The sequence below is a fragment of the Grimontia hollisae CIP 101886 genome (genome assembly GCF_000176515.1).
In the GTDB taxonomy this organism is placed as follows: Bacteria; Pseudomonadota; Gammaproteobacteria; order Enterobacterales; family Vibrionaceae; genus Enterovibrio; species Enterovibrio hollisae.
Genome location: NZ_ADAQ01000005.1, coordinates 50,950 through 73,673, shown reverse-complemented (window position 1 = coordinate 73,673; position 22,724 = coordinate 50,950). Strand labels below are relative to the sequence as shown.

Annotated in this window: 19 protein-coding genes; 14 read left to right on the top strand and 5 right to left on the bottom strand. The window is 49.9% G+C overall.

What is annotated here, in order from left to right; all coding sequences use genetic code 11:
- The first annotated feature begins 292 nt into the window (after nt 1–292).
- Both glyQ and glyS read left to right on the top strand, forming a co-directional pair.
- Complete coding sequence (gene glyQ / locus VHA_RS00635; RefSeq protein WP_005500805.1) at nt 293–1,210, top strand: glycine--tRNA ligase subunit alpha; 918 nt, start codon at nt 293–295, stop codon at nt 1,208–1,210.
- A gap of 1 nt (nt 1,211) precedes the next feature.
- Nucleotides 1,212–3,293: a glycine--tRNA ligase subunit beta gene (gene glyS / locus VHA_RS00630; RefSeq protein WP_005500803.1), complete on the top strand. Its 2,082-nt coding sequence runs from the start codon at nt 1,212–1,214 to the stop codon at nt 3,291–3,293.
- A 113-nt stretch (nt 3,294–3,406) separates the two neighbouring features.
- Here the strand turns inward: glyS and VHA_RS00625 are convergent, their stop codons facing one another.
- The gene (locus VHA_RS00625) at nt 3,407–4,000 is read right to left on the bottom strand and encodes a DUF2238 domain-containing protein (RefSeq protein ID WP_373994194.1); all 594 of its coding nucleotides are present in this window, start codon (nt 3,998–4,000) and stop codon (nt 3,407–3,409) included.
- 338 nt (nt 4,001–4,338) lie between these two features.
- Between VHA_RS00625 and VHA_RS00620 the strand changes: the two genes are divergently transcribed.
- A complete protein-coding gene (locus tag VHA_RS00620; protein WP_005500799.1) occupies nt 4,339–5,589 on the top strand; it encodes a valine--pyruvate transaminase in 1,251 nt (416 codons plus the stop codon).
- A gap of 257 nt (nt 5,590–5,846) precedes the next feature.
- On the opposite strand, the gene gyrB is transcribed toward VHA_RS00620, so the two are convergent.
- The 4 genes from gyrB to dnaA are packed head-to-tail and all read right to left on the bottom strand — an operon-like array spanning nt 5,847 to nt 11,849.
- Nucleotides 5,847–8,264, bottom strand: a complete 2,418-nt coding sequence (gyrB, locus tag VHA_RS00615) for a DNA topoisomerase (ATP-hydrolyzing) subunit B (protein ID WP_005500798.1) — start codon at nt 8,262–8,264, stop codon at nt 5,847–5,849.
- Nucleotides 8,265–8,283: 19 nt separating this feature from the next.
- Complete coding sequence (recF, locus tag VHA_RS00610; protein WP_005500796.1) at nt 8,284–9,360, bottom strand: DNA replication/repair protein RecF; 1,077 nt, start codon at nt 9,358–9,360, stop codon at nt 8,284–8,286.
- 1 nt (nt 9,361) lies between these two features.
- Entirely contained in the window at nt 9,362–10,462 is a 1,101-nt protein-coding gene (gene dnaN / locus VHA_RS00605; RefSeq protein ID WP_005500794.1) for a DNA polymerase III subunit beta, read from the bottom strand.
- Between the two features lies 1 nt (nt 10,463).
- Entirely contained in the window at nt 10,464–11,849 is a 1,386-nt protein-coding gene (gene dnaA, locus VHA_RS00600; RefSeq protein WP_005500793.1) for a chromosomal replication initiator protein DnaA, read from the bottom strand.
- A 549-nt stretch (nt 11,850–12,398) separates the two neighbouring features.
- On the opposite strand from dnaA, the gene rpmH reads away from it, so the two are divergent.
- From rpmH to VHA_RS00550, 11 genes are all read left to right on the top strand, one after another.
- Nucleotides 12,399–12,533: a 50S ribosomal protein L34 gene (rpmH, locus tag VHA_RS00595; RefSeq protein ID WP_002540783.1), complete on the top strand. Its 135-nt coding sequence runs from the start codon at nt 12,399–12,401 to the stop codon at nt 12,531–12,533.
- Between the two features lie 13 nt (nt 12,534–12,546).
- Nucleotides 12,547–12,906 (top strand): ribonuclease P protein component, encoded by a 360-nt coding sequence (gene rnpA, locus VHA_RS00590; RefSeq protein ID WP_040527913.1) that lies wholly within the window; start codon nt 12,547–12,549, stop codon nt 12,904–12,906.
- Nucleotides 12,870–13,130 (top strand): membrane protein insertion efficiency factor YidD, encoded by a 261-nt coding sequence (gene yidD, locus VHA_RS18510; protein WP_081455976.1) that lies wholly within the window; start codon nt 12,870–12,872, stop codon nt 13,128–13,130. The genes rnpA and yidD overlap by 37 nt, the downstream gene beginning before the upstream one ends.
- A 2-nt stretch (nt 13,131–13,132) precedes the next feature.
- Nucleotides 13,133–14,752, top strand: a complete 1,620-nt coding sequence (gene yidC / locus VHA_RS00585; RefSeq protein WP_040527911.1) for a membrane protein insertase YidC — start codon at nt 13,133–13,135, stop codon at nt 14,750–14,752.
- A gap of 120 nt (nt 14,753–14,872) precedes the next feature.
- Nucleotides 14,873–16,237 (top strand): tRNA uridine-5-carboxymethylaminomethyl(34) synthesis GTPase MnmE, encoded by a 1,365-nt coding sequence (gene mnmE, locus VHA_RS00580; protein ID WP_005500788.1) that lies wholly within the window; start codon nt 14,873–14,875, stop codon nt 16,235–16,237.
- 96 nt (nt 16,238–16,333) lie between these two features.
- On the top strand, nt 16,334–17,461 hold the full coding sequence (locus VHA_RS00575) for a GGDEF domain-containing protein (protein WP_005500785.1): 1,128 nt from the start codon (nt 16,334–16,336) through the stop codon (nt 17,459–17,461).
- Nucleotides 17,462–17,526: 65 nt separating this feature from the next.
- Entirely contained in the window at nt 17,527–17,973 is a 447-nt protein-coding gene (mioC, locus tag VHA_RS00570) for an FMN-binding protein MioC (protein ID WP_005500783.1), read from the top strand.
- A 418-nt stretch (nt 17,974–18,391) separates the two neighbouring features.
- Nucleotides 18,392–20,281 carry a tRNA uridine-5-carboxymethylaminomethyl(34) synthesis enzyme MnmG gene (mnmG, locus tag VHA_RS00565; protein ID WP_005500780.1) on the top strand — a complete coding sequence of 630 codons (1,890 nt, stop codon included), beginning with the start codon at nt 18,392–18,394 and terminating at the stop codon, nt 20,279–20,281.
- 45 nt (nt 20,282–20,326) lie between these two features.
- Nucleotides 20,327–20,902, top strand: coding sequence for a 16S rRNA (guanine(527)-N(7))-methyltransferase RsmG (gene rsmG / locus VHA_RS00560; protein WP_218564431.1), 576 nt, complete (start codon nt 20,327–20,329; stop codon nt 20,900–20,902).
- 22 nt (nt 20,903–20,924) lie between these two features.
- Entirely contained in the window at nt 20,925–21,719 is a 795-nt protein-coding gene (locus VHA_RS00555; protein ID WP_005500776.1) for a ParA family protein, read from the top strand.
- A gap of 9 nt (nt 21,720–21,728) precedes the next feature.
- The gene (locus VHA_RS00550) at nt 21,729–22,622 is read left to right on the top strand and encodes a ParB/RepB/Spo0J family partition protein (RefSeq protein WP_005500774.1); all 894 of its coding nucleotides are present in this window, start codon (nt 21,729–21,731) and stop codon (nt 22,620–22,622) included.
- Nucleotides 22,623–22,724: the final 102 nt, after the last annotated feature.

Genomic DNA, 22,724 nt, shown 5'->3' with positions numbered 1-22,724 from the left:
GGTCTCGTCAAACCCACTGTCGTGTGTCGCCATTACCACGAAGCCTATGTGTAGGAGCGGCTTCAAATATGTTGATAATGGCCTCGCTGGCGCGAGAGACTACTCCCCAAGAGCCAGCGCATTCTAGCGTTTCACGCCCCCTAAAAACAACCTGTAATCTCCAGGCCTTTCGAAGTTGGTCTCTACCTTTGAGCCTGACGAACAAAAAACCGCCATTACCCCTACTTATCCCAAGCCTTGCACGCTATAATCGCGTGTTATTTTCACTTCATTAAATCGCGCGAACCTGACGATGCAAAAATTCGACGTTAAAACTTTTCAGGGCATGATCCTCGCGCTGCAGGATTACTGGGCCCAACAAGGTTGTACCATCGTACAGCCCCTCGACATGGAAGTAGGTGCTGGCACCTCTCACCCAATGACATGTCTGCGTGCCATTGGTCCAGAACCAATTGCCGCTGCTTACGTTCAACCTTCCCGCCGTCCTACTGATGGTCGTTACGGTGAAAACCCTAACCGTCTGCAACATTACTACCAGTTCCAGACCATTCTGAAACCGTCTCCGGACAACATTCAGGAACTGTATCTTGGCTCACTGCGTGTACTGGGCATCGATCCTGAAGTTCACGACATCCGTTTCGTCGAAGACAACTGGGAAAACCCTACATTGGGCGCCTGGGGTTTGGGTTGGGAAGTATGGCTGAACGGTATGGAAGTCACTCAGTTTACTTACTTCCAGCAAGTGGGCGGTCTCGAGTGCAAGCCAGTTACAGGTGAAATCACTTACGGTATCGAGCGTCTGGCCATGTACATTCAGGGCGTGGATTCTGTTTACGACCTGGTTTGGACCGATGGCCCATTTGGTAAAGTAACTTATGGCGACATCTTCCATCAGAATGAAGTCGAACAGTCGACCTACAACTTTGAGCACGCAGATGTGGATTTCCTGTTCACGTACTTTGATCAGTGCGAAAAAGAATGTAAGACGCTGCTTGAGCTTGAAAAGCCATTACCACTGCCTGCGTATGAGCGCATCCTGAAAGCTGCCCATGCGTTCAACCTGCTGGACGCCCGTAAAGCTATCTCCGTAACCGAACGTCAACGCTACATCCTACGTATCCGCAACCTGACCAAGTCAGTGGCAGAGGCGTACTACGCATCCCGTGAAGCGTTAGGCTTCCCAATGTGCAAAAAGGGTGAGGAGAAGTAAGATGGCGAAGAATTTCCTGATTGAGCTGGGTACCGAAGAACTGCCACCTACGCAGCTTCGCACACTGGCTGAAGCATTTGCTGCGAACTTTGAGCAAGAATTGAAAGAAGCTGAGCTGGCCCATGAAGGCATCAAGTGGTATGCGACACCTCGACGCCTGGCGCTTAAAGTATCTGCACTGGCAGAACAGCAAGCAGATAAAGTGGTTGAAAAACGCGGCCCAGCCGTTTCAGCAGCATTTGATGCAGACGGTAACCCAACCAAAGCGGCACAAGGTTGGGCCCGTGGTTGCGGTATCGAAGTAGCAGACGCCGATCGCATGGTCACTGACAAAGGTGAATGGCTGCTATTTAAGCAAGAAGTCAAAGGCCAAAACACCAAAGACATCGTTGTGGCACTGGCTGACAAAGCGCTGGCAAACCTTCCTATCGCCAAGCCAATGCGCTGGGGTGACAAAGAGACCCTGTTTATCCGTCCGGTAAAAACCCTGACCATCCTACTGGGTGACGAGCTTGTCGAGGGCACCATTATGGGTGTGGGTTCTACACGCACTATCCGTGGTCACCGCTTTATGGGCGAGGCAGAATTTACCATCGATAATGCCGATCAGTACCCTGCTATTCTCGAGGAGCGCGGTAAAGTCATCGCCGATTACGAAGCGCGTAAAGCCACTATCATTGCTGATGCCCAGAAAGCGGCAAAACAGCTTGGTGGTGTAGCTGATCTGGAAGATGACCTGGTTGAAGAAGTGACTTCTCTGGTTGAATGGCCCGTTGTGCTGACCGCAACCTTCGAAGAGAAGTTCCTCAAAGTGCCATCTGAAGCACTGGTTTACACCATGAAGGGTGACCAAAAATACTTCCCGGTTTATAGCGAAGACAAGCAGCTTCTGCCTAACTTTATCTTCGTATCTAACATCGAATCGAAAGAGCCCCGCCACGTCATTGAGGGTAACGAGAAGGTCGTACGCCCTCGCCTTGCGGATGCGGAATTTTTCTTCGACACTGACCGCAAACGTCCTTTGATTGACCGCTTGCCACAACTGGAAACTGCGATTTTCCAGAAGCAACTGGGTACCATCAAAGACAAGACAGACCGCATTACCGAGCTTGCTGGCTACATTGCTGACAAGATTGGCGCCGACGTTGAAAAGGCAAAACGTGCCGGTTTGCTTGCAAAGTGTGACCTGATGACCTCGATGGTTTTCGAATTTACCGAAACCCAGGGTGTGATGGGTATGCACTATGCACGTCATGATGGCGAAGCCGAAGAGGTCGCTGTTGCGCTGAACGAGCAATACATGCCGCGTTTCGCAGGCGATGAACTGCCAGGCGATGGTGTTTCTTCTGCACTGGCCATGGCAGACAAGCTGGATACCATCGTAGGTATCTTCGGTATCGGTCAGGCACCTAAAGGCTCTGACCCCTTCGCACTGCGCCGTGCTTCCCTGGGTGTACTGCGCATCATCGTCGAGTACGGTTATGATCTGGATCTCACCGATCTGGTGGCGAAAGCCAAGTCTCTGTTCGCGAATGAAGACGGAAGTAACCGCCTGACCAACGAGAATGTTGAAGCAGACGTGATTGAGTTTATGCTGGGTCGCTTCCGTGCCTGGTATCAGGATGAAGGCCACAGCGTTGATGCGATTCAAGCTGTACTGGCGATGCGTCCTACCCAACCGGCTGATTTCGACAAACGCGTGAAAGCCGTGACCCACTTCCGTTCACTGGATGCGGCTGAATCACTGGCAGCGGCAAACAAACGTGTAGGGAACATCCTGGCGAAATTCGACGGTGAGCTTTCTGACACCATCAACAGTGAACTGCTGGTTGAAGATGCCGAGAAAGCACTGGCTGATAAAGTCACGGCAATGGTAGAGGCACTGGCACCGGTATTTGCAGCAGGCGATTACCAAACCGCCCTGACGCAACTTGCCGAATTGCGTGAGCCGGTTGATACCTTCTTTGACAACGTAATGGTTATGGCTGAAGACGAAGCACTGAAAGCGAACCGTCTGGCGCTGCTCAATACCCTACGCAGTCAGTTTATGAATGTGGCAGATATCTCTCTGCTTCAGAAATAAACCTCGATAACGTAGCGTTCAAAGCCTCGCGAATGCGGGGCTTTTTATTTTGTCATGTAGCCAGGCATTCGAGTGTCGCGCAATGTTCCACGTGAAACATTGCGTAAGTATATTTAACGGTATCTTCGTTGGTAAGCCAGTAAACAGAGGCTAGCCAATCCTCCCAGCGTATCCATTAACATATCCTTTTGCGCATCCCAGATATCACCTTGGGAACCGAGGAACGCAATACCCTCGTCACCACCCGCCAATTCTGCATACCACCATTCGATGATTTCATAGCCTGCGGCAACTGCCATAATTGAGAACAATGCAAACAGAAATGCGATAACGGGTCTCGCAAGTTTCTTATCGAGCAACACCTCCGCAATTGGATAGGCGAAAAGCCCAATAGAGAAATGCGCCACCCTATCAAACTGGTTTCTCTCTGATCCAATGGCATCATTAAACCAATCAAACGGCACCTCAGCGAATGTGTACTTCGCACCTATGGTATGAAGACAAAGCCAAATGAACATCAAGATACTAGCCGTTGTAGACCAATGGTGATAGCGATTCGCCCACCAAATGATTGCTAACACACCAATCGCGGGGACAATCTCTGCAATCCAAACCGGATAAGAATTTGGGTTGTAAGCGCTGAATAGAAACACTAGCGCATAGAGTGATGTGAGTACTTTAAGCATGTTAATTGGCGAAGTCGTCAGTCGGTTCTCTGGGGAAAAAGTGAAATCATCATTACATATAACACCTAATGACAGTACATCCGTAGTGGCCTGATGAAAAACATGCCTCAATGAATTGTGTCCCTGTATCAATTCCAATACGACAAGGTCTTTATTGTTAAGCCTCTGCTCAGGATAAAGTCGATAACGAATACATTTTTTCTACACCTAGAGCAGTAAACGTCTTTTCATTTGGCTTTAATACATGCGGGCGATGAAAACATGTAGATATCCAATAAATAGATTTCAAAACGGATGATGCATCAGTTATTGTTTACCGAACAATAAAGGGATTTTCAAAGGAACAAGGTTAGGCGTTCATGCAGTTTTCTAAGTTTGGCACCAAGTTTTCACAACACTCAGGCATCGCACAATTAATGGATGACCTCAACGATGGCCTTCGCAATCCTGATGCCATCATGTTAGGGGGTGGTAACCCCGCCGCGATTCCCGAAATGCTTGAACACTTTGAAGCGCTTAGCCAGAGAATGCTTGATGATGGCTCACTGATTGCCGCACTTTCCAACTATGATGGACCACAGGGTAAAACAGCCTTTATTGCCGCTTTAGCAGAAATGCTGAATAAAACCTTTGGTTGGCAAATAACCTCCAAAAACATCATGCTCACCAATGGCAGCCAAAGTGCCTTCTTTTACCTGTTTAATCTGTTTGCAGGTCAGTATGACGATGGCAGTTTTAAAAAAATCTTACTGCCACTAGCCCCAGAATATATCGGCTATGCCGACTCAGGCATCGATCCGGATATATTCACCAGCTTCAAACCGACTATTGAACATCTGGATAATCGCCAATTTAAGTATCACGTTGATTTCGATACGCTGAAAGTCGACGATTCTGTCGCAGCAATTTGCGCGTCACGCCCAACGAACCCGACCGGTAATGTCCTCACTGATGAAGAGATTGCCAAGCTCGATAAGCTTGCACGACAACACAACATTCCACTTATCATCGACAACGCTTATGGTGTGCCCTTCCCCAACATTATCTTTGAGGATGTGAAGCCATTTTGGAATGCCAATACTATCCTTTGTTCCAGCCTTTCTAAGCTAGGTTTACCTGGCGTACGCTGCGGTATTATTATCGCCCAGGAAGAGATTGTCACTGCCCTTTCCAACATCAACGGCATCGTCAGTTTATCTCCTTGTGGTGTTGGCCCAGCACTCGCACTTGAAATGATTAAAACCGGTGATTTGTTGTCACTCAGTGAAACTGTCATCAAACCTTTTTATCAGGCTAAAGCGCAGCGCAGTATTGAGCGCCTGCAGAAAGCCATTCCTGATGAACGCTTCAAAATCCACAAACCCGAAGGTGCCATATTTCTTTGGCTCTGGTTCGAAGGACTGCCAATCAGCACTAAAGAGCTTTATAGGCGTTTAAAGCAACGTGGTTTATTGATCGTCCCCGGCGGGTATTTCTTTATTGGTTCAGATCTCGATTGGGACCACACCCATGAATGTTTAAGAATGAACTATGTTCAGGATGATGAGGCTATTGCACGAGGTATTGAGATCCTTAAAGAGGAAGTAGAGCGAGCTTACTTAGAGGTCTGATTCAAGTCGAAGGTTTCACGTGAAACATCGCCCAGTTTGACTATCAACTGGGCTTTTTGCTGTCTTCACAACCAGCAAGACAACTTGTCAACCTAGCATGGCCTGTCACAATCAATTCATAAAAAATTAGCGGACGCTATTGTAAAAAAACACAAGAATAACACTTATAATCAATGGCTTATAACTTCCGCTAATTCTACGTAAAAAACGCCGCTAGTGCGGCGTTTGCTACTCAGATTTTACGTAGATTCACGTGGTTACACGTCGAGGTTTGCTACTTTCAGGGCGTTATCTTCGATAAACGCGCGACGTGGTTCAACGTGATCGCCCATCAACGTAGTAAACAGTTCATCTGCTGCAACTGCATCCTGAATGGTCACGCGCATCATGCGACGTGATTCCGGATCCATGGTGGTTTCCCAAAGTTGATCCGGGTTCATCTCACCCAGACCTTTATAGCGCTGACGGGTCAGGCCACGATTAGACTCTTTGATCAGCCATGCCAGCGCATCAGCAAAACTCTTCACAGGTTGCTTACGTTCACCACGTTGGATATACGCGGTGTCATCCAGCAGACCATTCAATGCTTCAGACAAATCGGCAATACGGCCGTACTCTTTGGAGTTCAGCAGATCGTAGCTGATGAGGTATTCGTGATCGACACCGTGGGTACGAACAATCAGCTCTGGCTGATAAGCCTGATGCTCTTCATCAAATTTCACCTCTGCGCGATACTGGCTTTCACCGGTCGAGTTCTTGTTCAGAACCGCCACCAGCGTATCAATCCATGCACGAACGTCACTCTCGCTCTTCAGCGTGTCGACACTCAGACGCGGTTGATAAACCAGCTCGTTCAGCATCGCATGCGGGTAGCGGCGGCTCATGCGCTTAATCAGCTTCATGACACCATTGTATTGTTTTACCAGCTCTTCAAGTGCAAGGCCATTCAACGCTGGCGCATCCTGGTTGACGTACAGTGACGCATTTTCAAGAGCAATAGAAACCTGATACTGCTCCATGGCTTCATCATCTTTGATGTATTGCTCTTGCTTGCCCTTCTTCACTTTGTAAAGCGGCGGCTGAGCAATATAAACGTAGCCTCGTTCGATCAGTTCAGGCATTTGACGGTAGAAGAAGGTCAACAGCAGCGTACGGATGTGCGAGCCATCGACGTCAGCATCGGTCATGATGATGATGCTGTGGTAGCGCAGTTTGTCAGGGTTGTACTCGTCGCGGCCGATACCACAACCCAGCGCAGTGATTAGCGTCGCCACTTCCTGGGAAGACAGCATTTTGTCGAAACGGGCTTTCTCAACGTTCAGTATTTTACCTTTCAGCGGCAGGATAGCCTGGTTCTTACGGTTGCGACCCTGTTTTGCAGAACCGCCCGCAGAGTCACCCTCCACAATGTAGAGTTCAGACAGTGCAGGATCTTTCTCCTGACAGTCTGCAAGCTTGCCTGGCAGGCCAGCTAAATCCAGCGCACCCTTACGACGGGTCATTTCACGCGCTTTACGTGCTGCTTCACGGGCACGCGCTGCGTCGATAATTTTGCTACAGACGATTTTGGAATCCTGAGGGTTCTCAATCAGAAACTCAGCCAGTTTCTCACCCATCGCAGACTCAACCGCTGACTTCACTTCTGAAGAGACCAGTTTGTCTTTAGTCTGGCTGGAGAATTTCGGATCCGGCACTTTCACTGACACAACCGCAGTCAGACCTTCACGCGCATCATCGCCAGAGGTCGCCGCTTTCGCTTTCTTAGAGTAACCCTCTTTATCCATAAAGTTGTTCAGGGTACGGGTCAGTGCCGCGCGGAAACCGGCAAGGTGGGTACCACCATCACGCTGGGGAATATTGTTGGTAAAGCAGTAGATGTTTTCCTGGAAGCCATCGTTCCATTGCATCGATACTTCTACTGACACACCGTCTTCACGTTCATGCTCAAAATGGAACACAGTGGGGTGAATCGGCGTTTTGTTACGGTTAAGGTGCTCAACGAATGCACGGATACCCCCTTCGTACATGAAGTGGTCGTGTTTGTTCTCTTCGCGCTCGTCGATCAGCTTGATAGAAACACCGGAGTTCAGGAATGACAATTCACGCAGGCGCTTTGCCAAGATGTCATAGTGGAACGTAGTATCCGAGAAGGTTTCATCGCTTGGCCAGAAACGAATACGCGTTCCGGTTTCGTCAGTATCACCAATCACTTCCAGCGGCTTTTCTGGCACACCCATGCGATAAATCTGCTGGTGTACGTGGCCATGACGCCAGATAGTCAGCTCAAGTTTTTCCGACAGAGCGTTAACCACGGAAACACCCACACCGTGCAGACCACCGGAGACTTTGTACGAGTTGTCATCGAACTTACCGCCAGCGTGAAGCACTGTCATAATAACTTCGGCAGCCGACACCCCCTCTTCTTCATGGATGTCTACCGGGATGCCACGTCCGTCATCTTTAACGGACACAGAGCCGTCTTCGTGGATAGTGACCACGATGTCGTTACAATGACCCGCGAGAGCTTCATCGATAGAGTTATCGACCACCTCAAAGACCATATGGTGTAGACCGGTACCATCGTCAGTATCACCGATGTACATCCCCGGACGCTTACGTACTGCATCCAGACCCTTGAGTACCTTGATACTCGATGAATCATAATTATTGGACATTGAGTTACTCTCGCTTAATTTATTCTGCGGCTATTTTACCGTGTTCCACATGAAACATCTTACTATTTTCGTCGCACATTTCAGCGACCTGATCGGCACTAATGGCACTGACAAATACCTGTGCCCCAGTGGCTTTTAACTGCTCTGCTAACAGCGCCCGGCGCTGACTGTCCAGCTCAGAGGCAAAATCGTCGATCAGATAGATACACTGTTTCTTTTTGTCGTCAGTGAGCTGCTGTCCCTGGGCCAAACGCAAGGCGCAGACCATCAACTTCAGTTGTCCGCGGGACAACACATCCTCAACCGGCGTCCCTCCCACTCTCAGGCGCAAATCGGCCTTATGGGGGCCACTGACGGTATAGCCCAGTTGCTGGTCGCGCAGAAAGTTGTCACGCAGCAAATCGGCATACCCTGTTTCTTTGTCCCAGCCACGGCTGTAGCTGAGTCTGATTTCATATTCAGGCAAGAACGCTTCACACAGCTTGGCGGCGCGTTCCGCCAGCTTTTCGATATACTCTTTCCGCCACTGGTCAATCTGGTTGGCGAGCGGTGCCAGCTCTGCATCCCAGTAGCTCAACTCACGATAGCTGCGGGCGGTCTTCATCAACGCATTACGTTGTTTGGTCAAACGCTTCACTCTTGCCCACACAGGATAAAACTGGGGTTCCACGTGAAACACGCCCCAGTCAATAAACGCACGGCGGAACTTGGGACCCCCGGTTAACAGCTCAAAGCCTTCTGGCGTAATAAGTTGCATAGGCAGCACTTCAGCCAGTTGCACCAGTTTCTGCCCACGTTCTTCACCAATTTTGACTTCCGTACTGCCATCCCGGTTCTTCTGTAGCCCAACCGGAAGTAACGTATCACCGTGCTGTATCCGACCATGCACCACCAATCTGTCCTGCTGGTGGCGGATCACCCTGCCTGTCAGCGGGCTGCGGAAAGAACGACCATGTCCGAGGTAATACACAGCCTCCAGCACACTGGTTTTTCCACTGCCATTTGGCCCTACAAGAAAATTGAAGCCTGATGACAGGCTAAGGTCACAGGCTTCAATGTTTCTCAAATCATGTATCGAGAGTCGGGACAGCGCCATGTTAGAGACGGATAGGCATCACGACGTACATAGCGTCATCATTGTTACAGTCTTCAACCAGGGTACTGGCAGTGCCGTCTGTCATCGAAAACCGCACCTGTTCACTCTTAAGTGTGTTGAGCACGTCAAGCACATAGCTGACATTAAACCCGATCTCGAGGTCGTCACCGTCATAATTGACGTCAACAAACTCTTCCGCTTCTTCCTGTTCAGGGTTGTGAGCAGAAATACGAAGCTGTCCCGCACTCAGGTTAAGGCGCACACCGCGGAATTTTTCATTCGACAAGATAGCTGCGCGGGAAAACGCCTGTCGAAGGTCATCACAACCGGCTTCCATGATTTTATTGGAAGACTGTGGCAGCACCCGGCGGTAATCCGGGAAGCGGCCATCAACCAGCTTGGAGGTAAACACAAACTGGTTTACCAGTGCGCGGATATTGGCGCTGCCAATCTGGATAGTCACCGGTGCATCCGGATTGTCCAGCATACGCATCAATTCCGTTACCCCTTTGCGTGGCACGATTACCTGCTGCGCAGCAAGTTCGTTATCCAACAAGGTCGTACCCACCGCCATTCGGTGGCCATCCGTTGCGACAGAACGCAATGTAGTACCTTCTGTTTCGAGCAGCATACCGTTTAGGAAGTAACGCACATCCTGATTAGCCATGGAAAAAGCGGTGCTTTCCATCAGCTGGCGCAGCTTACCTTGTGGCAGGGTAAACTCCACGGTGCTCTGCCAGTCTTCGATATTAGGAAAATCAGCAGCAGGCAGAGTCGATAGCGTAAAGCGGCTGCGGCCCGAGCGGATAACAGCACGGTCGCCTTCCAGCGAGAAACTGATAGAGGCACTGTCTGGCAAACCACGGCAAATATCGAGGAATTTGCGCGATGGAACCGTCACAGCCCCTTCTTGCGCTTCGCTTTCCAGCGGCAGGTTGGCAATCAGCTCCACTTCAAGATCGGTACAGGTCATGGAAAGTTGACCGGATTCCACCTTCAACAGGATATTTCCGAGGATCGGCAGTGTGGGTCGCCCCCCAAGTGCACCAGATACTTGCTGCAGGGGTTTTAAAAATTGGTCACGGGTAACGGTAAATTTCATATTAAGACGACAAAGTCCGGATCAGGTTGGAGTAATCTTCTTTTATATCGTGGCTCTCTTCGCGCAGCTGTTCAATCTTTCGGCATGCATGAAGTACCGTAGTATGATCGCGGCCACCAAATGCGTCGCCAATCTCCGGCAAGCTGTGGTTGGTCAGCTCTTTAGACAGCGCCATTGCGACCTGACGTGGCCGAGCAACTGAACGACTGCGACGTTTCGACAGCAGATCCGCCATTTTGATTTTGTAATACTCGGCAACAGTCTTCTGGATGTTGTCGATGGTCACCAGTTTTTCCTGAAGCGCAAGCAAGTCTCGCAGTGCTTCACGGACAAAATCAATGGTAATAGCACGGCCAGTGAAGTTAGCGTTCGCTATCACGCGGTTCAGTGCCCCTTCAAGCTCACGAACATTCGAACGCAGACGTTTAGCAATAAAAAACGCCACTTCGTCAGGCAGGCGGATATTATGGTCTTCCGCCTTTTTCATCAAAATCGCTACCCGGGTTTCAAGCTCTGGCGGTTCAATCGCCACTGTCAGCCCCCAGCCAAAGCGCGACTTAAGACGATCCTCCACCCCATTGATCTCTTTAGGATAGCGGTCAGAGGTCAGGATGATTTGCTGGTTGCCTTCAAGGAGCGCATTAAAGGTATGGAAAAACTCTTCCTGCGAACGCTCTTTATTGGCAAAAAACTGAATGTCATCGATAAGCAGCGCATCCACACTCCGGTAATAGCGCTTGAACTCTTCAATCTGATTATTCTGCAGCGCTTTGACCATATCCTGCACGAAACGCTCGGAGTGCATATACACCACACGCGCATCCGCCTTGCGATCGGAGATAGCGTTACCCACAGCATGTAACAGGTGAGTTTTACCCAAGCCGGTACCACCATAGAGGAAAAGTGGGTTATACGCTGCCCCTGGGTTGTCAGCCACCTGGCGAGCCGCCGCCAGTGCCAGCTGGTTCGACTTACCTTCAACAAAGTTGGTGAACTTATGCTTGGGATTGACGTTAGAACGGTGATTCACATCAGACTGCACTGGAGATGGTGCCGGTTCCCAGGTACGCCCAACCGGTTTTGAGACTGGCGCTACCGGCGCGGGTGTCGCAGGTTGGCTCGGTGGTGCTGCTACAGCCACAGGCTTACTGCCTACCTCAAAACGCAATAAAGGCAGGTCGTTACCGCAAAAATCATTCAGTAACTGATTGATACTATTAAGATACTTATCGCGTACCCAATCCAGCACGAAACGGTTTGGCGCGAACAAAGTCAGGGTATTGTCATTTAACTCCGCCTGAAGCGGTCGAACCCACATGCTGAATTCTGTTGCAGGGAGGTCTTCCTGAAGGCGCTGAAGACACTGCAACCAAAGCGAAGATGACACGTCTGACTCCACACTGAATTATTGAAAAGGGATGTAAGTTTATACTTCTACTGCAAGGATCGCTAGCGGGAAGATCCCTTTTGCAGTGAATAAGATCTAAGTTATACACACAGATCGCACAATTATCTGGCAGTCCAGCACAGAAAACACCCGACTTACTCACAGGGTTATCCAAATTCCGGGGGAAAATATGAAGATCTGATCACGATGTTGATGGCCTTCATCCACAATAACGTCACCCTCGATCCCTACCTTTAAAAAATATACCCCGATCATATTCTCTCATTCCATACAGGATTATCCCTGATAATCTCACAAGAATTACACAGGGATAAGTGAATAAGATCGATAAAGGATCCTTGCGCTTGAACCGCGACCACGTATAATTGCGCGCCCGGGAGGTTGTCGGATTAAAGCCCCCGTGGTTTTAACATTGACTACAAGTCAGTCAGTGATTACAATCCGCCCTCTTTGTTGAGAGGCGTCGGACGATTCTGTCCCACGTCGGGTTAACAAACCTAAAAACTGATCAGTAATAAGGTAGAAACCATGAAACGCACTTTTCAACCTTCAGTTCTAAAGCGTAAGCGCACTCACGGTTTCCGTGCGCGCATGGCAACGAAGAACGGCCGTAAGGTTATTGCCGCTCGCCGTGCGAAAGGCCGTAGCAAGCTTTCAAAATAATCCTTAGCGATTTGTGAATAAGCTAGCTTTTTCTCGGGAGTTACGTCTGTTAACTCCCGAACATTTCAACTTTGTCTTCCAGCAACCTCATCGCGCTGGCTCTCCACACTTAACCATTCTTGCACGCAACAACACACTTGGACGTCCCCGTCTCGGTCAGGCTGTGCCCAAAAAACAAATCAAACTCGCTGTTGACCGCAATCGTTTTAAGCGACTGGTCAGGGAAAGTTTCCGTCTTCATCAGCATGACCTGCCGGCAAAAGACTATGTTGTGATTGCGAAAAAAAGTGCCAATGAGCTCAGCAATGAAGAACTGAGTAAGCTGCTTGATAAGTTATGGCAACGTTTGTCTCGACCACCGCGAAAAAAATAGTCACTGGACTGTTTCGCGGGTACCAACTCTTCATCAGTCCACTTCTGGGGCCCCGATGTCGCTTCACGCCGACATGCTCTCAATACGCCATAGAAGCGGTCAACCGTCACGGTGTGATAAAAGGGTGTTGGTTCGCCAGCAAACGTTTATTAAAATGCCACCCTCTTAATCATGGTGGGTACGATCCTGTACCCCCGCGTCATCCTAAAAATCGAGACAATTAACAATGGATTCTCAACGCAATATCCTGTTGATTGCCCTAATGTTTGTATCCTTCATGTTGTACCTCAACTGGACGGAAGCAACCAACCCTCAACCACAGGGCCAGGGCGTAACACAGCAAGCACAACACAGTGGTGATGTCCCTGCCAGCTCAGATGCGTCCCAGCCTCTGACCCAGGACGCCGTCTCAAACAAGCTGATCACCCTGCAAAGTGACGTGCTGACTTTGACCGTTGACACACAAGGCGGTGACATCATTCACGCTGAGTTGAACCAATATGATGCAGAGTTCGACTCTGACAACAAATTTGTTCTGCTGAAAAACCAGCCTGACCACGTTTTCGTGGCCCAAAGCGGCCTGATTGGCGCCGATGGTATCGATACCCTGAATGGCCGAGCGAAGTTTACTGCCAACGGTACCGATTTTGTGATGGCTGATGGCCAGGATGAACTGCGTGTGCCGCTGACACTGGAAAAAGATGGTATTACCTATACCAAGACCTTTGTCCTGAAACGTAATAACTACGCAGTTGACGTGGACTACACCATTGACAACCAAAGCGGTAAAGAGGCCAATGTGCAGATGTATGCACAATTGAAGCAAAACCTGCTGGATGACGGCGGCAGCCTGACCATGCCAACTTACCGTGGCGGTGTGTACTCTGCAGACGACGCAAAGTACGAAAAATACAGCTTTGACGATATGAAGGACAGAAACCTGAACCTGACTATCGCGGAGCAAGGCTGGGCAGGCATGATGCAACACTACTTTGTTGCAGCCTGGATCCCGCATTCAGACGGTGAAGCTAACCTGTATACCCGTACCAGCAATGGTCAGGGCTTTATCGGTGTGCGCTATCCAACCACAACAGTGGCTGCAGGCTCAACCGCCCAACTGGATGCCACACTGTGGGTAGGTCCTAAACTTCAGGACCAAATGGAACAAACAGCACCAAACCTGAACCTGACAGTCGATTACGGCTGGCTGTGGTTTATCGCAAGCCCACTGCACTGGTTGCTGTCAACCATCCAAGGCTTCGTGGGTAACTGGGGTGTGGCAATCATTATCCTGACCTTCATCGTACGTGGTGTGATGTATCCACTGACCAAAGCACAGTACACCTCGATGGCAAAAATGCGCATGTTGCAACCAAAACTGCAGGAAATGCGTGAGCGTATTGGCGATGACCGCCAGCGCATGAGCCAGGAAATGATGGAGCTGTACAAGAAAGAGAAAGTCAACCCGCTCGGCGGCTGTTTACCTCTGCTTCTGCAAATGCCTATCTTCATCGCACTGTACTGGGCGCTGATGGAATCAGTAGAACTGCGCCATGCACCGTTCATGCTGTGGATTCAGGACTTGTCAGCACCGGATCCATTCTATGTGCTGCCATTGCTGATGGGTGCATCGATGTTCCTGATCCAGAAAATGAGCCCGAGTACCGTGACCGACCCAATGCAACAGAAGATCATGAACTTCATGCCAGTGATGTTCACTGTGTTCTTCCTGTGGTTCCCGGCAGGTCTGGTTCTGTACTGGCTGGTGTCGAATATCGTGACCCTTCTCCAGCAAACCCTGATTTACCGTGCGCTGGAGAAAAAAGGCCTTCATAGCCGCGGCTAATCGCACCACACACTGATAAGGCGGCCCCATGGCCGCCTTTCTTCTTTCTGAACACGCGACAAGCAGTCAGGAAAAATTGATATACACTAAGCAACGTTTTCAACACGCAGGTAAAGTTTCATGACTCACTCAGACACCATTGTTGCGCAGGCCACACCACCGGGACGCGGCGGTGTGGGCATCATTCGCGTATCCGGTCCTAAAGCCAAAGCCGTTGCCAAGGCGGTGACCGGGCGGGATTTGCCGGTTCGCCGCGCCGAATACCTGCCGTTTAAAGATGCCGAAGGCAACGCACTTGACCAGGGGATTGCCCTGTACTTCCAGGCCCCCAATTCATTTACCGGTGAAGATGTGCTGGAACTTCAGGGGCATGGTGGCCCTGTCATCATGGACATGCTGATAAAACGCATCGTGGAAATTGACGGTGTGCGCACAGCGCGTCCCGGTGAATTCTCTGAGCGCGCCTTCCTGAATGACAAACTGGATTTGGCGCAGGCTGAAGCTATCGCCGACCTGATAGATGCCAGCTCTGAACAGGCAGCCAAAAGTGCGTTGCAAAGCCTGCAAGGTGCTTTTTCCAGCAAGGTTAATGCACTGGTGGAGGCGCTGATCCACTTGCGTATCTATGTTGAAGCCGCGATTGATTTCCCGGATGAAGAAATCGACTTTCTCTCAGACGGAAAAGTGGCCGGTGACCTGAACAACATTATCACCTCGCTCGACGAAGTAAGAAAAGCAGCAAACCAAGGCGCAATCATGCGTGAAGGGATGAAAGTGGTGATTGCCGGTCGCCCCAATGCCGGAAAATCCAGCCTGCTTAATGCCCTGTCCGGTAAGGAAAGTGCGATTGTGACTGACATTGCAGGTACCACCCGCGACGTTTTGCGCGAACACATCCACATCGACGGTATGCCGCTGCACATCATCGATACAGCAGGTCTTCGCGATGCCTCTGACGAAGTGGAACGCATCGGCATTGAGCGTGCGTGGGATGAAATCGCCCAAGCCGACCGCGTACTGTTCATGGTGGATGGCACCACAACAGACGCGACGTCACCAGAAGAGATCTGGCCAGAATTTATTGACCGACTGCCATCCAATATGGGAATGACCGTCATCCGGAACAAAGCTGATATCACCGGAGAAACGTTAGGGATCTGCCACGCCAGCCAGCCTACACTGATTCGCCTGAGTGCCAAAACCGGTGCCGGTGTCGATGCCCTGCGCGAGCACCTGAAAGCCTGTATGGGCTTCTCAGGCGCTGCAGAAGGCGGCTTTATGGCCCGACGCCGCCATCTGGAAGCACTGGATGCCGCTGCCCGTCACCTGGAGATAGGAAAAGATCAACTGGAAGGGTATATGGCCGGGGAAATTCTTGCTGAAGAGCTTCGTATTGCCCAGCAGCATCTTTCAGAAATCACCGGGGAATTCAGCTCAGACGATCTGCTTGGCCGGATCTTCAGTTCTTTCTGTATCGGGAAGTAATCCACCAAGGCTGCCTTCAGTTCGCCTTTTTCCAACAGGCGAACTGTCCCTCTTTTGCTACACTTATCAGCAAATTCCTTTCGACCAGCTGATGCCATGATCAACAGCCTCAACCCCATTCTCAATATGGGAATAACACGCTGCGACAAACTTCAGGTGCATCATCTTCGTATGGTGAATCTGCTGGCCTGCCTTTGCACAGGTGGCACCCTGTTATTTTCGGCGCTGTTCTGGTTTGCTTTTGGCAGTGCCACTGCAGCCCTGCTAAATGGGCTGTTTGCAGTTCTGTATATCATTACATTTGTACTGACCCGTGAAGGTATTCTCTGGATTGCCAAATATTGGATTTTTATTATCTTCTTTCTTCAGCAGTTATTCCTTCCCTTGTTTGTCCTTTCCGATAACTTCGAAACAGAATTGCTGCTGTTGGTGGTCCCCACTGCGGTTGTGCTGGTGTTCGATCCCAAAGCACGTTTTCCCCGCTATGGTCTCTCTCTTATTGCGATCTTCCTGCTTTTTCTGGCTAAAACGCTCCCCGCTTCCGATCCCGTTCTTGGCTTGACAGGCACCAATGCTCAGGCCGCCTACCTGTGCGTTATCCTTATCCTGGTATTGGCATCCGTCGCGCTGACAGACTTCTATCTCGTGGATCTGCACAATATCGATGAACAATCGAGGAAGTTGGTGCATGAAGATCTATTGACCGGCACCGCCAACAGCCAGAGCCTCTACAATCAGGCAGATGAGCTGTTTTTCCAATCACGTCGCCGTAACACTCCCCTGTCAATCATCGCAATCAATTTGGATGACTTTTCACAAATCAATGAGATGCATGGCCGGCAAACCGGAGATCAGGTATTAATACACATCGCGGATCTGCTGCGGGAACAGCTTCCCGCCGAGACACCCATTGGGCGGCTGCATGCAGATACCTTTGTGGTATTACTGGAAAATTCCCCGGCAAATAAAGCAATGAACGTTGCCGAACAAATCAAGCTAGCCATTGGGCGCAGCGTACTGCTGCTCGATAACACAGCGGTGAAACGTACCGCCAGTCTGGGGGTAACCACGTCAAGCGATGCCTGTATCAGTGGCGCAAAGCTTGTCGATACGGCCAACACTGCCGTTAACCATGCCAAGAAACGGGGAAAAAACAAAATTCAGGCACTTCTCCCCAAAAACTTTACCTGTTTTTACCGTAATGAAAGCTACCCGCCAAGCTGACTTGACGCGCATACATCCGCCCTTCAATACTAACGGACATTAATAAGCCGTTAGAGAACAATCTTATGAAGGAATTAACCCTGATCACCGGCAGCACCCTGGGCGGGGCTGAATATGTTGGCGATCATCTGGCAGAATTACTTGAACAGGAAGGCTATAACGTCAACGTGATCAATGAAGGTGAGTTGAGCGACGTCACCAATGCCACTCACCTGTTGCTGGTGACCTCTACCCACGGCGCGGGTGATTATCCGGATAACCTGGCCCCCATGATGGCCGCATTAAAAGCTTCAAAACCGGATTTAACTTCCCTGAAATATGCCATTATCGCTATCGGTGATTCCAGTTATGACACGTTTTGCGGTGCAGGAAAAGCCGCATCAGTGCTGTTTAAATCACTGGGAGCTCGCGAAAGTGCCCCGATGCTGGAAATTGATATCCTCGATCAACCTCTCCCGGAAGAACCGGCTGAAGTCTGGTTATCCCAACACAAATTGGCGATCTGTGAATAAATCAGAGAAAAAGCCACGCAAAAATAATTCAATTATGTGATCTCTATATTGTGGATAACTATAGATCTAAACAGTGATCAACCTATAGTTATCCCAATAACAACTTTACTTAAATCCTTACCTTGTTGATAACTACCCATTTTGATCCCAAGCAGTACAAGATTAGATCCAAGCTAACGCACAGATATTGATCGCAACTAACATTATGATCATGTTGATCATTTATAAGTTATCCACAAAGATCGTTACCCGTAATAAGAGATCAACATAAAGATCTATATAAAGATCTTATATATTTTAAGAGCTCTCCCTTTCGATCAAAGATCACACTTTTGGTTCTCTCCGTTTCTGAAAAGCGCTAGAATGATCCTCTTTTGCTCAACCAACCGATCAACCCATTCCTTATTGAGGTCACACCATGTTTTACCAGGATAACTTTGATGTCATCGTTGTCGGTGGTGGTCATGCAGGTACGGAAGCTGCATTGGCCGCTGCACGTATGGGGCAGCAAACCCTTTTGCTAACCCACAACATCGATACATTGGGGCAAATGTCATGCAACCCAGCCATTGGCGGGATAGGAAAAGGACATCTGGTGAAAGAAGTCGATGCGTTGGGCGGCCTGATGGCGCGGGCAATTGACAAAGGGGGGATTCAGTTCCGTACCCTGAATGCGTCTAAAGGGCCCGCAGTCCGTGCGACCCGTGCACAGGCTGACCGTGCACTGTACAAGGCAGCGGTCCGTGAAGCGCTGGAAAACCAGCCAAACCTGATGTTGTTCCAACAGGCGGTGAATGACCTGATCGTTGAACAGGATCAGGTAACAGGTGTGGTGACCGAAATGGGCCTTAAATTCCGTGCTCGTGCAGTGGTTTTGACCGTAGGCACTTTCCTTGGTGGCAAGATCCATATCGGCCTGGAGAACTACGCGGGTGGCCGTGCAGGCGATCCTCCTTCGATCGCCTTGGCTGATCGTCTCCGTGAATTGCCCTTCCGTGTCGATCGCCTGAAAACTGGTACCCCACCCCGTATTGACGCGCGTACCGTTGATTTCAGTGTGATGCAAACCCAGCATGGAGATGACCCATGTCCGGTATTTTCTTTCATGGGCAAGGTGTCAGATCACCCCCGCCAGGTGCCGTGTTATATCACTTATACCAATGAACAAACCCATGATGTGATCCGCAAAAATCTGGATCGCAGTCCAATGTATGCCGGCGTGATTGAAGGAATCGGCCCGCGTTACTGTCCGTCAATTGAAGACAAGGTCATGCGGTTTGCCGATAAAGACAAACATCAGATTTTTGTTGAGCCAGAAGGTCTGACGACGAATGAGTTATACCCTAATGGGATTTCCACCAGCCTGCCGTTTGATGTCCAGATGGGGATAATTCGCTCGATCAAAGGATTTGAGAATGCCCGCGTGATCCGTCCGGGTTATGCGATCGAGTATGATTTCTTCGATCCACGCGATCTGAAACAAACCTTTGAGACCAAATTTATCAAAGGCCTGTTCTTTGCTGGTCAAATCAACGGCACAACGGGTTATGAAGAAGCGGCTGCACAAGGCCTGCTTGCCGGTGCCAATGCCGCGCTATTTGCCCAGGACAAAGAAGGTTGGTGCCCTCGCCGTGACCAAGCGTATATGGGCGTGTTGATTGATGATCTGTCGACCATGGGGACCAAAGAACCGTACCGCATGTTCACTTCCCGTGCTGAATACCGTCTGCTGCTGCGTGAAGACAACGCGGATCTTCGCCTGACCGAAATGGGCCGTGAGTTGGGGCTGGTGGATGATGAGCGCTGGGCGCGCTTTAACCAGAAACTGGAGAACATGGAACAGGAAACCCAGCGTTTGCGCAGTACCTGGATCCATCCCGCTTCCGAACACGCGGACGCACTTAATGCGATCCTGAAAACCCCTCTATCCCGTGAGGCGAACGGTGAAGATCTGCTGCGCCGTCCGGAAGTGACGTATAACGATCTGGTGGCAAATCCAGTGTTTGCGCCAGCGCATGAAGATCTACAGGCCTCTGAACAGGTTGAAATCCAGATCAAATATGCCGGTTATATCAATCGTCAGAAGGAAGAGATTGAAAAATATATCCGCCATGAAAACACCCGTCTGCCGATTGATTTGGACTACACCCAGATTAAAGGGCTGTCCAATGAAGTGGTCGCCAAATTGCGAGATGCCCGTCCGGAAACCATCGGCAAGGCGTCGCGTATTTCCGGTATTACACCAGCAGCAATTTCTATTTTGCTGGTACACCTGAAAAAACAAGGCATGCTGAAAAAAGGGGCCTGATAGACCGTGAAACAACGTCTGGCACAACTGATTGAACAGGCTGGGATGCAAATCCCTGCCGACCAACAGGATAAACTGATTGGTTATGTGGAGATGCTCCACAAATGGAACAAAGCGTACAACCTGACCTCGGTGCGTGATCCGAACGATATGATCGTCAAACACATCATGGACAGCATTGTGGTGAGCGAATATCTGGATGGTCACCATTACATTGATGTCGGAACAGGCCCGGGGCTTCCCGGGATCCCGTTGGCGATCATTAATCCGGTGAAATCCTTCACCTTGCTCGACAGCCTCGGTAAGCGTATTCGATTTATCCGCCAGGTGCTGCATGAACTGAAGATCACCAATGTCACTGCGGTGCAGAGCCGGGTAGAAGACTTCCAGCCTGAGCAGGGATTTGATGGTGTGCTGAGCCGTGCGTTTGCTTCCATGAGCGACATGGTGAACTGGTGTCATCATCTGCCTGCCACAGGCGGTAAGTTCCTTGCGCTCAAGGGGCACGTCGATCAGGTCGAGATTGACGAACTTCCTGCGGGATGTTCTGTGACAGATATCAAACCTTTGACTGTTCCGGGATTGGAAGGTCAGCGTCATCTAGTAATCTTGGTTCATTAGGATTATTGGCGGGGGGCGTCTTGTGGGAAAAGTCATAGCTGTTGCAAACCAAAAGGGAGGCGTTGGTAAAACAACGACCTGTATCAACTTGGCAGCGTCGCTGGCGGCAACACAGCGCAAGGTATTGGTGATAGACCTTGACCCACAGGGCAATGCAACCATGGCCAGTGGTGTGGATAAATATGATGTTCATGCCACTGCCTATGATTTACTGGTTGAGGAAACCCCGTTTAACGATGTGGTTGTGACGGACACCACTGGCGGTTACCACCTGATTGCCGCCAATGGTGATGTGACAGCGGCTGAAATCAAACTCATGGAAGTGTTTGCCCGCGAAGTCAGGTTGCGTAATGCACTTGCTGACGTTCGTGAAAACTATGATTTCATCTTCATTGATTGTCCCCCTTCTCTGAACCTTCTTACAATCAATGCCATGACAGCGGCGGATTCCGTTTTGGTTCCGATGCAGTGTGAATATTTTGCACTGGAAGGACTGACCGCGCTGATGGATACCATCAGCAAGCTGGCCAGTGTGGTGAATGCTGACTTGCATGTGGAAGGCCTGCTCAGAACCATGTACGATCCGCGCAACCGTCTGGCGACAGAAGTGTCTGAACAGATCAAAAAGCACTTTGGAGACAAGGTCTACCGAACTGTCATCCCTCGCAACGTACGCCTTGCTGAAGCGCCAAGTCACGGCAAACCGGCAATGTACTACGACAAACACTCCAGTGGTGCCAAATCCTACCTGGCATTAGCCGGAGAAATATTGCGCCGGGAAGAACAGACCAGACAGGCTGTTGCCAACGCGTCTTAAGGAACCTGAATGAACGCTACCAAACGTGGATTGGGTAAAGGACTCGATGCGCTACTGGCTACCAGTGCCAAAGCACAGGCCCGTGTCGATCTGAACAGTGAAACCCAGGAAGCCGTAAACAACAGTGAATTACAGCAACTGCCATTGTCGGCATTGCGTCCCGGTGTGTACCAACCCCGTCAGGATATGGCGCAGGACGCATTGGAAGAGTTGGCTGAATCCATCCGCGCCCAAGGTGTCATTCAACCTTTGGTTGTGCGTCATATCGGCGACAGACAGTACGAAATTATTGCCGGTGAACGCCGCTTCCGTGCGGCCAAAATTGCAGGCTTGACCCAAATTCCTTGTTTGGTCCGTCAATTGAATGATAAAGCGGCCAGTGCTATCGCACTTATTGAGAACATCCAGCGTGAAGATCTCAATGCGATGGAAGAGGCCGAAGCGCTGGACCGTTTAGCCCATGACTTTTCACTTACCCACCAACAACTGGCCGAAGCATTGGGGAAATCCCGAGCGACTATCAGTAATTTATTGCGGTTGAATAGCCTTGAAACTGGCGTAAAAAAACTGTTGTCTGGACGGCAGCTGGAAATGGGCCATGCCCGTGCACTGTTAGCTTTAGAAGGTGAAGCCCAGATTGAGGCGGCATTGGCCTCAGTGAATAGAAAACTCACCGTCAGACAGACGGAAGCGCTGGTGAAAAAAATGTTGGCACCGGCAGTGGAAAAATCATCGAAATTCATGTCACCAGAACTGATTGCAGTTCAGGATAGATTAGCGGATAAATTGGGCACTTCGGTGAATCTGTCTCAAAGCAAGAGTGGTCGTGGCAAGCTGGTGATTAACTTTGATCAGGACGAAAAACTCATGCAAATTCTTGCAATTCTTGGAGAGGAATTGTGATATAACGCGTTGGGTTTTTGTTACATATTTTTGCTTACTGTGATCAGGTTACCCTGTTGTAAAATTTAGCCTCCCTTTTTGATGTGATGAGATTGCATTCAA

What these genes read in the sequence shown, in the direction of transcription:
- glyS (WP_005500803.1), top strand. Translation starts at nt 1,212, where the DNA reads ATGGCGAAGAATTTCCTGATTGAGCTGGGTACCGAAGAACTGCCACCT.
- VHA_RS00550 (WP_005500774.1), top strand. Translation starts at nt 21,729, where the DNA reads ATGAACGCTACCAAACGTGGATTGGGTAAAGGACTCGATGCGCTACTG.
- rsmG (WP_218564431.1), top strand. Translation starts at nt 20,327, where the DNA reads ATGCAAATCCCTGCCGACCAACAGGATAAACTGATTGGTTATGTGGAG.
- VHA_RS00620 (WP_005500799.1), top strand. Translation starts at nt 4,339, where the DNA reads ATGCAGTTTTCTAAGTTTGGCACCAAGTTTTCACAACACTCAGGCATC.
- dnaN (WP_005500794.1), bottom strand. Translation starts at nt 10,462, where the DNA reads ATGAAATTTACCGTTACCCGTGACCAATTTTTAAAACCCCTGCAGCAA.
- mnmG (WP_005500780.1), top strand. Translation starts at nt 18,392, where the DNA reads ATGTTTTACCAGGATAACTTTGATGTCATCGTTGTCGGTGGTGGTCAT.
- mioC (WP_005500783.1), top strand. Translation starts at nt 17,527, where the DNA reads ATGAAGGAATTAACCCTGATCACCGGCAGCACCCTGGGCGGGGCTGAA.
- recF (WP_005500796.1), bottom strand. Translation starts at nt 9,360, where the DNA reads ATGGCGCTGTCCCGACTCTCGATACATGATTTGAGAAACATTGAAGCC.
- mnmE (WP_005500788.1), top strand. Translation starts at nt 14,873, where the DNA reads ATGACTCACTCAGACACCATTGTTGCGCAGGCCACACCACCGGGACGC.
- rpmH (WP_002540783.1), top strand. Translation starts at nt 12,399, where the DNA reads ATGAAACGCACTTTTCAACCTTCAGTTCTAAAGCGTAAGCGCACTCAC.
- yidD (WP_081455976.1), top strand. Translation starts at nt 12,870, where the DNA reads ATGGCAACGTTTGTCTCGACCACCGCGAAAAAAATAGTCACTGGACTG.
- yidC (WP_040527911.1), top strand. Translation starts at nt 13,133, where the DNA reads ATGGATTCTCAACGCAATATCCTGTTGATTGCCCTAATGTTTGTATCC.
- VHA_RS00575 (WP_005500785.1), top strand. Translation starts at nt 16,334, where the DNA reads ATGATCAACAGCCTCAACCCCATTCTCAATATGGGAATAACACGCTGC.
- gyrB (WP_005500798.1), bottom strand. Translation starts at nt 8,264, where the DNA reads ATGTCCAATAATTATGATTCATCGAGTATCAAGGTACTCAAGGGTCTG.
- glyQ (WP_005500805.1), top strand. Translation starts at nt 293, where the DNA reads ATGCAAAAATTCGACGTTAAAACTTTTCAGGGCATGATCCTCGCGCTG.